This is a genomic window from Croceicoccus marinus, assembly GCF_001661675.2.
Taxonomy (GTDB): domain Bacteria; phylum Pseudomonadota; class Alphaproteobacteria; order Sphingomonadales; family Sphingomonadaceae; genus Croceicoccus; species Croceicoccus marinus.
The window spans coordinates 244,664-259,006 of sequence record NZ_CP019604.1; the positions used below are offsets into that span (position 1 = coordinate 244,664).

Below are 14,343 nucleotides of genomic sequence, written 5' to 3' on the forward strand. Positions count from 1 at the left end.
ATGCGCATCGTCCCTCTCACCGCCATGTTGCTCGGCCTGATGCTGGTGTCAGGCTGCTCGCATCCCGACAGGGTCGGCGATGGTCCGGTCGCACCCGCCCGCGCGGCCCTGCCGCCTTTGCCGGAACGCTGGCGGGCAGTCGCCGATGCCGCAGGGCCGGTCGCGGACGGATGGGTCGCCGCCTTCGGCGACCCGCGCCTCGCCGCGCTCGTGGCCGAAGCGCAGGAGAAGAACAGTGATCTTCAGGCCGCCGCGGCGCAGGTCCAGCGCGCCGCAGCACTTGCCCGTCAGGCGCGTTCCGGGCTGCGTCCGGCCGTTCAGGCGGTCGGCCTGGGTTCGCGCAGCCATATCGAGATCGATGATATCGAAATCGGCGGGCAGGCCGGACTGCCGGTGCCGTCCAGCATCGAATATGACAGCACCAGCTTTCTGGGACTGGCGCAGGCGAGTTGGGAAATCGACCTGTGGGGCAGGATCAGCGATGGCTGGTATGCCGCGCTCGAGAACGAGGCGGCTGCCCGCGCCGACTATTTCGCGGCCCGGCAATCGATTGCCGCGGGCGTGGCGCGCGCCTATCTGGTCTCGATCGAGGCTTCGCGGCAGGTGGGGCTGGCCGAGGAAGCGGTTGATACGCTCGAACATCTGCATCGCCTGGTGGGTCTGCAGGTCCGCGAGGGCGTCGCGATGGATGGCGATCTGGCACTGATCCGCGCCAATCTCGAACAGGCGCGCGAGGCTCTCGCACGGGCACAGGGCGCGCGGCGCGAGGCGATCCGTGCTCTCGAACTACTGGTCGGGCGCTATCCCGCGGCCGAGTTCGCCTCGGGAATTGACTTGCCGCCCATGCCAACGCCGCCGCCTGCCGGGCTGCCTTCGACGCTGCTCGAGCGGCGGCCCGATCTGGTCGCGGCCGAGCGGCGCGTCGCCGCCGCACTGCATGCCGAGGACCAGGCCAGCAAGGCGCGCCTGCCGCGCCTGTCGCTCACGGGGCTGGCGGGCGCGGTGTCGGACGCCCTTGAAAATATCTTCGATCCTACCGCGACCCTGTTCAGCATTGGCGGCAATGTCGCGGCGCCGATCTACCAGGGCGGCGCGCTGGCTGCCGGCGAAAACATTGCCGATGCCGAACTGCGCGCGGCGATCGCGCAATATGCCGGCGCCGCGCTGGCCGCTTTCGAGGAGGTGGAAACCGCGCTCGACAGCGGCGTGGTGCTTCGCCGCCGCCGGGACGCGGCCGTCATCCGCGTGCGCGAGATAGAGGAAGCGCTCAGGATCGAGGATCTGCGGTACAGGGTCGGCGAAAGCAGCCTGCTTGACGTGTTGCAGATCCGGCAGCAGGCGATCACTGCGCGCAGCGATCTGGCGACGATCGAGCGCATGGAACGCGAGCAGTTCGTCACGCTCAATCTGGCGCTCGGCGGAAGCTGGAACGCGCCGGAGGCTGATCCCCCAGAGATTTCCGAGAAGGATGGCGATGCGAACCCGTAAAGAACTCCGCCTGACCATGATGCCGGGACAGGCCATCGACCTGGTGCGAACGCTCGTCCTGGGAGTGCTCGGCCCCGCATTGCTGCTTGGCGGTTGTGCCAGCTTCGACCGGCAACCGTTCGAGGCCGCGCAGATCGAAGCCGCGCACGCGCCGGATTCGCCGAAAATCCGCCATTGGGCCAATTCCCCCGACCTGTTGACACAGATCTCGATCGCCCCGCCACCGCCGGGCGCGCCACTGCGCGTGCTCGCGCTGTCGGGCGGTGGGGATGACGGGGCCTATGGTGCGGGTTTTCTCAACGGATGGTCGCAAACCGGCAAGCGACCTGAATTTGCCGTGGTCACTGGAGTCAGCACCGGGGCTCTCATCGCCCCCTTCGCGCTGCTCGGGCCGGACTACGACGACGAGCTGAAACGCGCCTATACCGAGATCACGCCCGACGACATTTACAAGGACCGCTTCGCGTTGGCGATCCCGTTCTCGACCAGCGTCGCGACGACCGGGCCGCTCGAGGCTCTAATCGCCCGCTTCGCCACTGATGCGGTGATCGATGCCATCGGCGAAGAGCACCGCAAGGGCCGGCGCCTGTTCGTCGGCACCGTCAGCCTCGACCGCCCCGGCAATGCGATCTGGGACATGGGAGCGATCGCGGCCGGTGATGCGCCCGGTCGCTATGCCCTTTTCCGGCGCATCCTGCTCGCCAGCAGCTCCGTCCCGGTGCAGTTCCCCCCGGTGCTGATCGAGATGGAAGCGCAGGGAGAGCGAATCAGCGAACTCCATGTCGATGGCGGCACCATTGCGACCCTGATGGCCGCTCCGCCGGTCGCGAACGACCAGATCCTGCGAGACAGCCAGTCCCCAACGGAGCTGTATCTGCTGGTCAACGGCAAGATGGCAGGCGAGTTCGAGCTGATCGAAGCAGGTCTCTCCAGCATCGCCAAGCGGACGCTTGAGGCGATGCTCTTCTCCAGCCTCCAGGACCGTGTGGCCTCGGCCTATGTCTGGGCGAGATCGACCGGCGCCGGATATCACTTGACCTTTATCGAGCAGGACTTCGACGCGGACGAGCACGATCTTTTCGAGCAGGATTATATGCGCACGCTGTTCGACTATGGCGTGGAGCGCGGTCGGGCACAGGCATGGCAGGATAGTCCGCCATCGTCGGATCCGGACACTGTCGCATCAGCCGTGCCCGAAACGACGAGTTCCGAGGATTAGCGCCCGTCATGGCACCGGGACGAACATACCGCATGAGCTTCGCCTTTTCCGATATCCCCCATCAATCCGGACGGCCGGCCGTCGTTAACGGCGCCAATAGCGGCACCGGCTACGAGATCGCCCCGCACCTGGCGATGAAAGGCGTGCGCGTGCTGCTGGCGTGTCGCGATGCCGAGCACGGCACTTTGCGTGTCTTACAGGCCGTGACCGATCCGCAAGCGGAAGGCGGCGGCCATCCCGGTCCTTGCGGTCTCATGGGGATGCGTGGCCAGACTTCGGGTCGCGCGGTCGTGACAGACCCGACTCGCGACCGGGAGATGACGAGAAAGCTGTGCAACAGGTCGGTTGCACTAACCGGAACAGAACCGGACATTGGCCCTGCTGTTCCGTCGCAGACAACGCCTCCCGACAGCGCACCGTAACGCGGATGCGCGACCGGCACCCTCCGTTCATGATACAGCGCGCAGCTTCTCATGCGTTCGGAAATACGGCACTTTCCGCAATCGGCTTGAGTGTCGCTAAGCACGCGGTGGGCCATCCCGGCCTGACGGGCGTTGCACTTGTCGAGGACGGCATAGACGCGTTTGCCATCCGCTCTCGACTCATCGCCGCGGCCGAAAGATCGATCGACCTGCAATATTACATCTGGCGCGACGATCTGACCGGTAATCTCCTGCTGGAAGACTTGCGCAGAGCGGCAGCGCGGGGTGTACGGGTCCGTCTGCTGGTTGACGATAACGGCATTCCCGGCCTCGACCGCAAATTGCGCTGGCTGGCCAGCGACCGCAATTTCGAAATCCGCATTTTCAATCCGTTTCGAAACCGACACTTCAAGCCGCTCGATTTCCTGCTGGATTTCCACCGCGTCAATCGCAGGATGCATTCGAAAAGCTTTACAGTCGACAATCAGATAACCTGTGTCGGCGGGCGTAATGTCGGAGACGAGTACTTCGCCAACCGAGAGCAGGGGATTTTTGCCGATGTGGATGCGCTTTGCGTAGGCGCGGTGGTGCAAGAAGTCTCCGAATGTTTCGATGCGTTCTGGAATTTTCCCGCTGCAGTCGAAATCGACTGCATCGTGAAGGAAGATCCGAAGCAGTACGCGGCAAGCGGGGCAACTGATTTCACGCGGTCAGTTTCCGGCCCCTCCGCGACCGATTATCTAAGCCGTGCCGCCGGATCTGTTTTGCTTGAGCGTGCGCGGGCCGGACGGATTGAATTCGAATGGGTGCCCGTCGAGCTGGTCAGCGATCGGCCCGCCAAGGTTCTCGGACAATCGCGTCAAGGCGATCTCATGGCTAGCGTCCTCAGGGGTCTCATCGGTCAACCGGAAAGGGAATTGCTCGTCGTTTCGGGCTATTTCGTGCCGACCTCATCAGGTGCCAGGGCCTTTGCGCAAATGGCACGCAACGGGGTCGATGTGCGCGTCCTGACCAATTCCTTTGCTTCGACCGATGTCGCTATGGTTCATGCCGGATATGCAAAGCATCGGCATTTTCTCGTGAAGTCGGGGGTGCGTCTGTATGAGATGCCTGCCCCTGGAGACCGGCCCAAGACCACCCGCAAATCTCTGCGTCGACCTTCGCCGCGCAACACAAACGAGAATGCCACCCTGCATGCCAAGATGTTCGCTGTAGACGGCCGTCGGGTCTTTGTCGGTTCTTTCAATTTCGATCCGCGCTCTTTCGCTCTCAATACTGAGCTCGGGATCGTCATCCAGAGTGAGAATCTGGCGGCACAGATGCACCACGCCTTCGATACCATGATCGCGTCCGGCTCCTACAAAATCGTCGTGGATGACAAAGGCCGACTGAACTGGATGGACATGCGCGACGATGTCCGTCAATGTGAACTGGCCGAGCCTGGAACCACATGGTGGTCGCGAGTGCTCACTCGCCTTCTCAGCAAAACGCCGATCGATTGGCTGCTGTGAATACCATCTGGGCGCGGCGACCTACGCGCCGACGTCATTCTCCTGGGTCACCAAATGGACCGTCCGCGTCGGGTAGGCGATAGCGAGACCGGCTGCCTTCAACCTCTCGAAAATGGCCAGCAGCAGTTCCTGCCGGATCAGTCGGCTTTCCGCGTAATCGGCAACCATGATGTAGGACCAGATCTCGATATCCAGCGAGCTCTCGCCGAAATGAGCAAATCGAGCACGGAGGCCATCCTTTTCAATCAGGTGGTGATCGCGCAGGATCTGCTCGATAATCTCCACGGCCCGGCGCAGCTGGCCTGCGGAGATACCGTATTCGACGCCGATCGTGGGATTGAAGAGAAAGCGGTCGCGCTTGGCGAAGTTTTCGATCTCGCGGGAGGAAAAATCACCGTTCGGGATGGTGACGAGCGTGCGTTCATTCGTGCGAATCCTCGTCGAGCGCATACCGATATCCTCTACGGTGCCGACAATATCTCCCGCGCGGCAGAAGTCTCCGACCTGAACAGGGCGGTCTGCGATGACGTTCAGGCTGCCGATCAAATTCTCCACGGCCTTCTGTGCGCCTAACGCCAAGGCGATGCCGCCAATGCCCAATGCGGCAATGCCCGTGGTCACATCGACCCCCAGCGTGTCGAGGACCGCTACCGTCGCCAATAGGAAGAGCACTATCTTTGCCGTACGCCGCAACAGGACGACGACCGACACTGCCTGCCGCCGCTGGCGGCGTTCCATCCGGGCACTAGCAACGCGTGCGATGGCATCGACCAGGCGCAGCGCAAACCAAGCAAGCGCTACCCAGCCAACGATACCGATATAGCGCAGCAAGGTCTGGCGCGCGACGATGGACGCCTCGATGCTGCCCGTCCACAGGTGGAAGGTCACCACTGCGAGAAACAGGCTGAGCGGCGGCAAGGCGGCCTGCGTGAAGCGGTAGATCGCGCTTTTCTCGCGGTCGGCCACAAAACGCCGCATGATGGCCAGAAGTCCGGCCGATATAAGCCAGTAGAGAAAGAAACTGCCGGCTGCGCTCCCGAGCAAGAGAGCCCAGTCCTGCAGCGGGGCTCCGGCCACCTCGGCGCTTTCACCGTCTTCCGGTTCAGCCGGATTTGTCGCCGCCACAGACACTGCTTCGAGAGCTTCAACGGTCTCCTGCGAAATCCCCCAGACCTCGCTGCCGACAGGGCTGTCGGTCCGGGTGAGAAGGATCGGCAGACTTTCCTCGCCGCCGAGCCTGCCTACCTCTTCGGTGTCGGCCGGCAGTTCATCGTCGAGACGCCCACTCGCTTCGTTCGACAAGGCACCGAAAGGCAGGAGCGTCCCCTGTTGGTCGAGCGCGGCTTGCAGCTTGGTGGCCCAGATCGCTCCTTGATCGACAAGTTGAGCCTCATCCTCTTCCGCAGACAGGTGGAAATAGTGAGCAGCCCTCGTGTAGTCCTTCGCCGCCAGGGCGCTGATCAGGCCGGTCACCGTTCCACGCGGCGTCTCGCGACCGAAAGGGTCGGTAGCCACTTCAGCGGCCTGCTCGGCCATCGGCTCCGCCACAGGAGCGATTTGAGCGGAAGCCGGTGTTAAGGCGGCGCAGGCGACCAGCAATAAAAGGGCAGAAAGACGGAGAACCGATATCGGTCCGATCGGGATATTATCTGGAAGGCGCTGGCCATCGCAGTTCCGCAATGGCTTCAACCCTACGAACCTACGAAAGACAGAGATTGCATTCCAACCGCTAAAGCTCGGCTCACTGATCGATCGGAGAGATTGCCTTGGGGGAAAGGCCATTTTTGCTGGCGCCGGCGATGAAAGAAAGTAAACTCACCGGTACCATGCCGTTTTCCGTTGCGGCAGGCAAGCGTTCATGTGGGCATCATTAGTCCGCGTTGCCCGCTGCGGAGCTTTGCCTGGCCATACCACAAAGGCCTCGTCCTACTGGGCAGCAGATCAGATGGCCGAACCAATGCAATAGTGAGAGAATAGATGTCACTTCCCCGCAGAACCTCAAGCGGCGGTCGTCCTTCAAAAGAGGAGGCCGAGAAACTAGGCGAGCACATATTGCAGGAAGCGCTGCAGGAATTTATCGCTAAGGGCCTCGATGCGTCCCGGATGGACGCGATCGCCGCTTCGGCCCACGTATCGAAGCGAACACTTTACGCACGCTACAAATCCAAGGATGAACTGCTATGTGCGACGATGGACTATGGTATTGCGAAGCACATCCGTCCGGTGAGCACTCTTCCTGCCAATGGCCCCATTCGCGAGCGCCTCGAAGCCGTTGCGCATAAATTTCTAGAAGCCTCGCTCACCGCAGAAGGCCGCGGCATACAGACCTTGCTGACATGGCTTGCCAATTACCGCCCCGATTTGCAGAACAAGATCAGGGCCAAAGCCGTGGCTGACGTTACCGGCGTTATGAACCAAATTCTAAAGGACGGCTACGCAAACGGAGAAATTGCGTTCTCAGACTTCCCGGCGATCGCTAAGATAGTCTTCGACTTATTATTCTCCTTGCCGAATTATGAAATACTGAGGGGCATGGGTCCCGAATATCATGGCAGCGAATCCGTCAGCCTGGACAAGGAACTTGATTTCGTGATGGCTGCACTTCGCACTGGCGTCGTCTTTTCGACGAATGGGCGGTAAGCTGGCGCATATCTTATAAATCAGTAACTTCGTTGCATTGGTTTGAACCTAAAGATATTTCAGTATCCTTCGGATTCATCGTGATCGGAGTGTCCAGAAGATGGCCCCGGCTCAATGTGCTCTGGAATCTCGTCGAGCAATGTTCTGCCAGAGGCGTACCGCCGCCCGAGCGTCTCGATAAACCCTTAGTAACGCTTCGCATCACGATCTCCTACAGATCAATGCCGTCGTCGGGGTTGCGAGGCCTGTCGCGCCAGCCCTTGCATCCGTCGCCGCAAGGCCGATGCGCGCGCAGCTTCATCCGGGTCATCCTCGAAAATCGCGAACTCGCCGGTCGGTAACGAGTCCGGCGTTTCTCGTGCGATATCGAGATGATCGGGCAGTTCGGGTTCGCGGCGGAGCCCATGAGTTTTCTCCATGACGGGCCGGTCGGGAGCCTCTCTCCTGACCTCAAAACTTTCACGAAGCGCAGCGTCGCCCTCTTACTATAAAGAGAGCGACGCCGCGGTCTGGGCGACGGTGGAGGTCAACCTTACGGCTCTGACTGGTGATCTATTGGCGCTGCATTCAGATGAGGACCGCATCGGCCTCGACCTTTCGCCGGCAAGCCATGTGCTGGGTGATCCCACCGCGCTCGGACGGATTTTTGATAACCTCGTCGATAATGCCCTGCGCCACGCCTCGACCGTCACGGTAAGGAATGATTCGGATGGCGGTAAGACCTGCTGGTCGTTTGAGGACGATGGCCCGGGAGTTGCGCCCGACCAACAACTGACGTTAGGCACGGCCTATGCCCGTTTCGATCCGTCACGCGATCGACAGACGGGCGGAGCCGGCCTTGGCTTAGCGATCGTCTGCGGACTTGCCGAAGCCATAGGCGGCTCCGTCTCGTTCCGGTCCAAGCCGGGCCGAGGACTGCATGTGCAAGTCGTGCTGTTGTCGGCGGGTAGAAGCTCAGAATGAGCGAGACTCCACTGCAGACTGATAATAATCGGAGGAGTAAATCAAATTGATAAAATTGAGGATCATCAACGATGAGTATCGTCGCTCAACTCGCGATCGGAACGGTGACCGTTGCACTTACCATCATCATGCAAGCGTGTTTTGCCGCAATAGCCTTCTCAGTCGATGATCGCTTCACGCCGCCTCGCACGCGAACAACACGCTTTGGAGCGACCTTGCTTCTTGCCGCTTCTACGATATGGATGCTGCTCGCTATCACGCTGGCGGCTTGGATTTGGGCGGGCCTGTTTATTGTATTGGGTGCCTTCGAAGCGCTGGAACCGGCGCTCTATTTCGCAACGGTTTCCCTGACGACGCTAGGCTTCGGCGACGTTATCCTCTCGCAGGATGTGCGGCTGCTGTCTGCGATCGTGGCTGCCAACGGCCTCGTCATGTTCGGTTTGAGCACTGCGTTTCTTCTCGAATTCGTGGGTCAGGTGCGCGAGGAGAAAGGCAGTTCGACGCGATCCCACATTTCGACGGCAGAATGACTTCGTACAGAACCGGCTCACTTTGGCTAGCATAAACGATTGTGCCTGCCCACTCTACCCGCATCGCCTTGTCCAAGTAGAAAACGCCGATCCGCCCGGGTTTCGACAAATAGTCTGGGGCTTGGCGCTTGCGTAGACTGGATGGTCAAAAGTGGAATGGCGGGTTGCGACTCTAATGTCGGTCCTAACCACCAACTCGGCGGTTCGCCAGAAGCAGATGTTCGCATGGCATGCGCTCAGGTCGGCTTCGCCCTCTCATCCCAGTCATCCGAGCATTGAGGGCTACGTTCCGAAAGCGGACGTCGGTTCGAGGGCGTCGGAGCGATGCCCATATCGGACAATAGGATTAGTCGGCTTAACGGAGATGGATTGGGCTTAAGGACATCTCGAACGGTGGCAACAAAGCGACCTGGGTTCGGTCTTTATCCGCCTTTGACTTGTGCAGGGTCGAGCGCCTGCACCGGGGTTGCGAGAAAGCGGAATGGCTCGGCGGTTCCTTGCTTCGCGGCCGCGACAGCGTTGATGAGCAGCGCCGCCGAAGCGGCAAACCCTTCGATTGAATTTGCCTTGCTAAGCCAGACCCGCGAGGCCTTGGGCGACACGCCCACGGTAACTTCCAGCGCGGCATTGCGCGAACGCGCGGCCGACCGGTAGAAGCTCTGGTCATCAAAGGGGTCGAGCGAATAGTCCAGATCCTGTCCGGCAAGGATCTTGGCATCGGCCTTCGTGGCACTTCTCCGGTGAACGCCCGACAGCCACAGGGTCCGCGCCTGGCCATTCTCCAGAAATGCGGCGGCCATGGTTGAACGGGATATCGGCAAGAGCCAAGTCGGTGGAACGGCTCGACGTCTCTGACCTTGCCGATTCATCGGAAAGCCTCGCGGTTTGGCTGAAGTGCGATCTCACCTTTGATGCTGCCGAGATTGTCGCGAACGTCGACTACGCCAACCTCGTCTTCCAGCAGCGCCTGCACGTCCTGCGACAGCTCTTGCAGCTTCAACATGTCGGGGCCGGTCAGGACGATTTCGATCGGATCGCCCGATGTTGGCTGTCCGGTCTCGGGTGCCACCAGTAGAGTGGCACCGGCGACATTGCGGTCGAGATAGGTCTGTAAAGTCGGGTCGGCAGTCCTCATTTACGCGGGCGGGCGAGAGGAAACGAACTGCATCGCAAGGTCGCTCGACTATCGCTAAGCGTCCCAGTGGACGCCCCACGAAGATCGGACAGGCAATCCTCGCAGACGTGCGACACCTGCTGAGAGGCTTCACCTCTTCGAGCCGGTTTGCTCCGCAAGCAGTTCGACAAGCCTGCGCACGCTGTCCCGCAGTTCGTCAATCCCTTCGGATTTGCGCCCCCTCGCGAGGGTTTCGGGAACATACACTGCCTGGTTGCGCAGTATTTTTCCACTCTCGGTCAGTTCGATAACCACTCGGCGCTCGTCTTCCGGATCGCGTGTTCGTCGAACCAGGCCGGCGGCCTCCATACGCTTCAGCAGAGGGGTGAGAGTTCCGCTATCGAGGTAAAGCCGCGCGCCGAGGGAGCCCACCGTCTGGGGTTCTTTCTCCCATAATACCAGCATGACCAGATATTGCGGATAGGTGAGACCCAGCTCCCGAAGAACAGGGCCATAGAGGCGGCTGAGGAGGTTGGTGGCAGCATAAAGGGGAAAGCAAACCTGTCGATCGAGCAACAAGGGATCGCGCGGGTCCTGTGCTGCTGCCACCCCGTCATTCATTGGGCGAACACATTAATTTTCACATCGACGTTTCCGCTGACTGCGTTGGAATAGGGGCAAGCAGCGTGGGCGTTCTTCACGATCTCGTCAGCCTTTGCCTGATTGACCCCGGCAATTTCGACATCCAGTGTGACAGCGAGATTAAACCCGTCATTACCATTCGGCAAGAGGCCGACCTGGCAGGAGACTTCAATGTCGTCGTCACCCACCTTGTCGGTCTGTGCCCGCGTTACATGGATCACGGCATTTTCGAAGCAAGCCGCATAACCAGCAGCGAAGAGTTGCTCGGGATTAGTCGCGTCGCCCTTGCCACCGAGTTCCTTCGGTAGAGCGAGGTCGAGCTCGAGAATGCCATCTTCGCTTTTGACCTTTCCGGCGCGGCCACCATAGGCGTTAACGCGAGTGTTGTAGAGATTTTTCATGTTAGCTCCTTACGGTTAGACAGCAGGATAAATAGTATCCAATTATATTGTGCGCAATATATAATTTGCAAGGCGCGTCATGCTGGCAGACACGCCTTTGCGTCAAATTCTGACCGCGTCACCTGCCCAAAGCCCTCAGAATAGTCTTCTCGACCGGCGAGTAGCTATTGTCGGAACGCTCGAGACTGATCGGCTCACGCGGTAGCAGTGGCGGCTGCGCAATGAAGCGCGGCTGCTTACCGTAATCCTTATATGCAGAATGCACGAGGAAAGGGTGGCACAGATACACCTTGCCGGCCGGACCCGTTGCCAGTTGCTCCAGGCGATGGGCCGATCCGGCGAATCCGTCTGTGGATCGGCGTGCAAAAGGGACCCTGTTAGCGGGGTGATCGGCGTCTAAAAGGGACCCTTCATTCTGATGGTGTAGTTGACCGCCTGGTTTTCCAAGTGGTGAGATCGGGATGTTGGTGGTGGAGACGGTCGTTCGGATTAGGCGGGAACACGCGAGCGGGAAGGCGATCAAGGCGATTGCGCGCGATCTGCGGTTATCCCGCAAGGTGGTGCGCAAGGCGATCCGGGCACAGAAGGCGCATTCGATTATCGCCGCACGGTTCAACCGCTGCCCCGGCTTGGGCCGTTTCAGGAGCGGCTCGACACGCTGCTGGCGGAGAACGAGGCCCGGCACCGGCGTGATCGGCTGCGCATGACCCGGATCCATGATCTGCTGTGCCGTGAGGGGTTCGAGGGATCCTACGACGCGGTCCGGCGCTACGCCCGGCGCTGGACGGAAGCGAGGCGCAAGGATGCGGGTGATGGGGTGCCCGCGTTCATCCCGCTCATGTTCAAGCCCGGCGAGGCCTACCAGTTCGACTGGAGCCACGAGGATGTGGAGATCGCGGGCAAGCCGATGCGAGTGAAGGTGGCGCAGATGCGGCTGTGTGCGTCGCGGGCTGTCTACGTCCGGGCCTATCCGCGCGAGACGCAGGAGATGGTGTTCGACGCCCATGCCCGGGGCTTTGCCTTTTTTGGCGGCGTTCCCCTGCGCGGCATCTACGATAACATGAAGACCGCGGTCACCACCGTGTTCGTCGGCAAGGAGCGGGTGTTCAACCGCCGCTTTCTGGTCATGGCCGATCATTACATGGTCGAGCCGACCGCTTGCTCGCCGGCGGCGGGATGGGAGAAGGGGCAGGTCGAGAACCAGGTCCAGACCATCCGGGGACGCTTCTTCCAGCCCCGCCTGCGCTTTGCCAGCATCGAAGAGCTCAACGGATGGCTGGAGGCTGAGTGTCTTCGCTGGGCCGCAACGCACGCGCATCCCGAGCAGAAGGAGCTGTCCGTGGCCGAGGCGCTGGACCTCGAACGGCCTGCCTTGCAGCCGATGTTGGCACCCTTCGACGGCTTCCACGAGACCGCCCATGCCGTGACCGGCACCTGCCTGATCAGCTTCGACCGCAACCGCTACTCGGTCATGGCCAAGGCGGCGCGGCGGGCTGTCCAGGTCCGGGCCTATGCCGACCGCATCATTGTTCGCCTGGGCGACGATGTAATCGCCGAGCATGCCCGGCACTTCGGCCGCGACCGGACGATCTATGATCCCTGGCACTACCTGCCCGTTCTGGCCAACAAGCCTGGTGCCTTGCGGAACGGGGCGCCCTTCCAGGGCTGGGACCTGCCACCGGCATTGGCGCGATTGCGGCGCAAGCTGGGCGGCGGTGACGAAGCCGATCGTCGCTTCGTGCGCGTGCTGGCAGCCGTAATGCCCGATGGCCTGGAAGCGGTCGAGGCCGCGATCCGGGAGGCGCTTGATAGCGGTGCCGTCAGCGACGAGGTAATCCTCAACATCCTGGCCCGATACCGGGACCCGCCACCCGAGTGCCCCCTGGACGTGGTCGTTGATCTCAAGCTCAGTCACCCGCCGATCGCGGACTGCGCGCGCTACGATACGGTGCGAGACCTCCATGCAGCGGCATGAGATGATCGAGGCGATGCGCGCTCTCGGCCTCAAGGGCATGGCAGGGGCCTTCGACGAGGCGGTTACCACCGGGCTGCAGCGCAAGCGCACGACCCACGAGATCCTGACCGACCTGCTGCGTGCCGAAGCCGCGCATCGTCATGCCGCCTCGATCCGCTACCGCATGACCGCGGCCAAGCTGCCTGTAATCAAGGTAAGACCGTATGTCCGTCTCGGTGTTTGAGTTGGCTCGCCCTACACTGTACTTCCGAGGGTTGCTCGGGGTGGCCGAGCCGATCCTCATCACAGGAGGACGAGCCATGGATCAGCATACAGATGTTTTCGTCGGGATCGACGTGGCAAAGTCGCGCAACGCTATTGCGATTGCCGACAGCGAGCGTGGCGGTGAGGTCAGGTATTTCGGTGAAGTGGACGCCGCGCCCGATGCGATGCGGCGGGCGGTGCAGCGGATTACCGCGAAGCACGGGCGAGCGCATTTCTGCTATGAGGCCGGACCCACCGGTTACGGCCTCTTCCGTCTCATCACCGGCATGGGGCATTCTTGCGACGTCGTTGCACCCTCGTTGATCCCAAGGAGACCTGGCGACCGGGTAAAGACCAACCGGCGCGATGCGGTAGGGCTGGCCAAGCTTTTGCGGGCCGGAGAGCTGACGCCGGTCTGGGTTCCTGACGAGGGGCATGAAGCGATGCGCGACCTTGTCCGCGCGCGATCGGCCGCGGTCCAAGCGCAACGCGTTCATCGCCAACAGGTCAGCGCCTTCATGCTGAAGCATGGCCGGATCTATCCGCGCAAGAAGAGCTGGTCGATGCGGTATCTGCGGTGGCTTCAGGAACAGCGCTTTGAACATCCTGCCCACCAGATTGCGTTGCAGGAACTCGTCGATGCTGTGCGGATATCGAAGGAGCGGATCGACCGCATTGAGGCTGCGATCGTTGAGTTCCTGCCAAGCTGGTCATTGGCGCCCGTCGTCCGGGCTCTTCAAGCATTACGCGGTGTCGATCTGATCGTCGCAGTGACGTTCGCCACCGAAGTTGGTGACGTGCGACGCTTCGACAGCCCTGGGCAGCTCATGGGATATCTCGGCCTGGTGCCAAGCGAACGGTCCACCGGCGACACGATCCGGCGCGGCGGCATTACCAAGGCTGGCAACAGCCGCGTTCGACATATGCTGGTCGAGAGCGCGTGGACCTACCGTCACCCGCCTCGAGTGGGTGCAAAGAAGCTATATCTCCTCGAACAGACCACACCGAAGGTCCGCGAGATCGCGTGGAAGGCGCAGAGCCGCCTGACCGGGCGGTATCGCGCGCTCAGCGCGAACGGCAAGAAGACGACCGTGGTATGCACGGCGGTCGCCCGCGAACTGGCTGGCTTCATGTGGGCAGTGGCTCGGGAGGTGCAAACAGCCTGAGGCTGCTCAAGACTCCCGCGCACAGGCGG

General features: G+C 61.4%; 13 protein-coding genes and 2 pseudogenes. 10 read left to right on the top strand and 5 right to left on the bottom strand.

What is annotated here, in order from left to right; all coding sequences use genetic code 11:
• Genes A9D14_RS18745 through A9D14_RS18760 form a run of 4 tightly spaced genes read left to right on the top strand, consistent with a single transcriptional unit; the run spans position 1 to position 4,640 of the window.
• Entirely contained in the window at positions 1 to 1,488 is a 1,488-nt protein-coding gene (locus tag A9D14_RS18745; RefSeq protein ID WP_053833465.1) for an efflux transporter outer membrane subunit, read from the top strand.
• Positions 1,475 to 2,707, top strand: coding sequence for a patatin-like phospholipase family protein (locus A9D14_RS18750; RefSeq protein WP_157668319.1), 1,233 nt, complete (start codon positions 1,475 to 1,477; stop codon positions 2,705 to 2,707). The genes A9D14_RS18745 and A9D14_RS18750 overlap by 14 nt, the downstream gene beginning before the upstream one ends.
• 32 nt (positions 2,708 to 2,739) lie before the next feature.
• On the top strand, positions 2,740 to 3,129 hold the full coding sequence (locus A9D14_RS20540) for a Rossmann-fold NAD(P)-binding domain-containing protein (RefSeq protein WP_083988204.1): 390 nt from the start codon (positions 2,740 to 2,742) through the stop codon (positions 3,127 to 3,129).
• Positions 3,130 to 3,158: 29 nt separating this feature from the next.
• Entirely contained in the window at positions 3,159 to 4,640 is a 1,482-nt protein-coding gene (locus A9D14_RS18760; protein ID WP_066850964.1) for a phospholipase D-like domain-containing protein, read from the top strand.
• Positions 4,641 to 4,661: 21 nt separating this feature from the next.
• Here A9D14_RS18760 and A9D14_RS18765 read toward each other — a convergent pair whose 3' ends face one another.
• Entirely contained in the window at positions 4,662 to 6,176 is a 1,515-nt protein-coding gene (locus tag A9D14_RS18765) for a mechanosensitive ion channel family protein (protein WP_063612715.1), read from the bottom strand.
• Between the two features lie 441 nt (positions 6,177 to 6,617).
• Between A9D14_RS18765 and A9D14_RS18770 the strand changes: the two genes are divergently transcribed.
• The 3 genes from A9D14_RS18770 (at position 6,618) to A9D14_RS18785 (ending at position 8,773) form a co-directional block, all read left to right on the top strand.
• Positions 6,618 to 7,280 (top strand): TetR/AcrR family transcriptional regulator, encoded by a 663-nt coding sequence (locus A9D14_RS18770; protein WP_053833462.1) that lies wholly within the window; start codon positions 6,618 to 6,620, stop codon positions 7,278 to 7,280.
• 417 nt (positions 7,281 to 7,697) lie between these two features.
• Positions 7,698 to 8,243 (top strand): sensor histidine kinase, encoded by a 546-nt coding sequence (locus A9D14_RS18780; protein WP_083988206.1) that lies wholly within the window; start codon positions 7,698 to 7,700, stop codon positions 8,241 to 8,243.
• A gap of 71 nt (positions 8,244 to 8,314) precedes the next feature.
• Positions 8,315 to 8,773 (top strand): ion channel, encoded by a 459-nt coding sequence (locus A9D14_RS18785; RefSeq protein WP_087910621.1) that lies wholly within the window; start codon positions 8,315 to 8,317, stop codon positions 8,771 to 8,773.
• Between the two features lie 422 nt (positions 8,774 to 9,195).
• Here the strand turns inward: A9D14_RS18785 and A9D14_RS18790 are convergent, their stop codons facing one another.
• The 4 genes from A9D14_RS18790 to A9D14_RS18805 all read right to left on the bottom strand — a co-directional run bounded on the left by A9D14_RS18790 (position 9,196) and on the right by A9D14_RS18805 (position 10,930).
• Entirely contained in the window at positions 9,196 to 9,642 is a 447-nt protein-coding gene (locus tag A9D14_RS18790; RefSeq protein ID WP_157668320.1) for a hypothetical protein, read from the bottom strand.
• Positions 9,639 to 9,908 (bottom strand): hypothetical protein, encoded by a 270-nt coding sequence (locus A9D14_RS18795; RefSeq protein WP_046903470.1) that lies wholly within the window; start codon positions 9,906 to 9,908, stop codon positions 9,639 to 9,641. Before A9D14_RS18795 ends, A9D14_RS18790 begins: the two co-directional genes overlap by 4 nt.
• A gap of 129 nt (positions 9,909 to 10,037) precedes the next feature.
• Positions 10,038 to 10,508, bottom strand: coding sequence for a MarR family winged helix-turn-helix transcriptional regulator (locus A9D14_RS18800; RefSeq protein WP_046903469.1), 471 nt, complete (start codon positions 10,506 to 10,508; stop codon positions 10,038 to 10,040).
• Positions 10,505 to 10,930: an organic hydroperoxide resistance protein gene (locus A9D14_RS18805; RefSeq protein ID WP_046903468.1), complete on the bottom strand. Its 426-nt coding sequence runs from the start codon at positions 10,928 to 10,930 to the stop codon at positions 10,505 to 10,507. Before A9D14_RS18805 ends, A9D14_RS18800 begins: the two co-directional genes overlap by 4 nt.
• A gap of 461 nt (positions 10,931 to 11,391) precedes the next feature.
• Here A9D14_RS18805 and istA point away from each other — a divergent pair.
• The 3 genes and pseudogenes from istA to A9D14_RS18825 all read left to right on the top strand — a co-directional run bounded on the left by istA (position 11,392) and on the right by A9D14_RS18825 (position 14,314).
• Positions 11,392 to 12,905 (top strand): annotated as a pseudogene (gene istA, locus A9D14_RS18815) (IS21 family transposase).
• A pseudogene (locus A9D14_RS18820) lies at positions 12,892 to 13,098 on the top strand (ATP-binding protein); the annotation flags it as partial. The pseudogenes istA and A9D14_RS18820, both read left to right, overlap by 14 nt.
• Before the next feature lie 106 nt (positions 13,099 to 13,204).
• Entirely contained in the window at positions 13,205 to 14,314 is a 1,110-nt protein-coding gene (locus tag A9D14_RS18825; protein ID WP_066850731.1) for an IS110 family RNA-guided transposase, read from the top strand.
• Positions 14,315 to 14,343 lie beyond the last annotated feature (29 nt).

Bases quoted from the DNA above. Each gene is read 5' to 3' on its own strand.
- A9D14_RS18770 (WP_053833462.1), top strand. From the start codon at position 6,618: ATGTCACTTCCCCGCAGAACCTCAAGCGGCGGTCGTCCTTCAAAAGAG.
- A9D14_RS20540 (WP_083988204.1), top strand. From the start codon at position 2,740: ATGAGCTTCGCCTTTTCCGATATCCCCCATCAATCCGGACGGCCGGCC.
- A9D14_RS18805 (WP_046903468.1), bottom strand. From the start codon at position 10,930: ATGAAAAATCTCTACAACACTCGCGTTAACGCCTATGGTGGCCGCGCC.
- A9D14_RS18825 (WP_066850731.1), top strand. From the start codon at position 13,205: ATGGATCAGCATACAGATGTTTTCGTCGGGATCGACGTGGCAAAGTCG.
- A9D14_RS18795 (WP_046903470.1), bottom strand. From the start codon at position 9,908: ATGAGGACTGCCGACCCGACTTTACAGACCTATCTCGACCGCAATGTC.
- A9D14_RS18760 (WP_066850964.1), top strand. From the start codon at position 3,159: ATGATACAGCGCGCAGCTTCTCATGCGTTCGGAAATACGGCACTTTCC.
- A9D14_RS18780 (WP_083988206.1), top strand. From the start codon at position 7,698: ATGACGGGCCGGTCGGGAGCCTCTCTCCTGACCTCAAAACTTTCACGA.
- A9D14_RS18750 (WP_157668319.1), top strand. From the start codon at position 1,475: ATGCGAACCCGTAAAGAACTCCGCCTGACCATGATGCCGGGACAGGCC.
- A9D14_RS18745 (WP_053833465.1), top strand. From the start codon at position 1: ATGCGCATCGTCCCTCTCACCGCCATGTTGCTCGGCCTGATGCTGGTG.
- A9D14_RS18790 (WP_157668320.1), bottom strand. From the start codon at position 9,642: ATGAATCGGCAAGGTCAGAGACGTCGAGCCGTTCCACCGACTTGGCTC.
- A9D14_RS18785 (WP_087910621.1), top strand. From the start codon at position 8,315: ATGAGTATCGTCGCTCAACTCGCGATCGGAACGGTGACCGTTGCACTT.
- A9D14_RS18800 (WP_046903469.1), bottom strand. From the start codon at position 10,508: ATGAATGACGGGGTGGCAGCAGCACAGGACCCGCGCGATCCCTTGTTG.
- A9D14_RS18765 (WP_063612715.1), bottom strand. From the start codon at position 6,176: ATGGCCGAGCAGGCCGCTGAAGTGGCTACCGACCCTTTCGGTCGCGAG.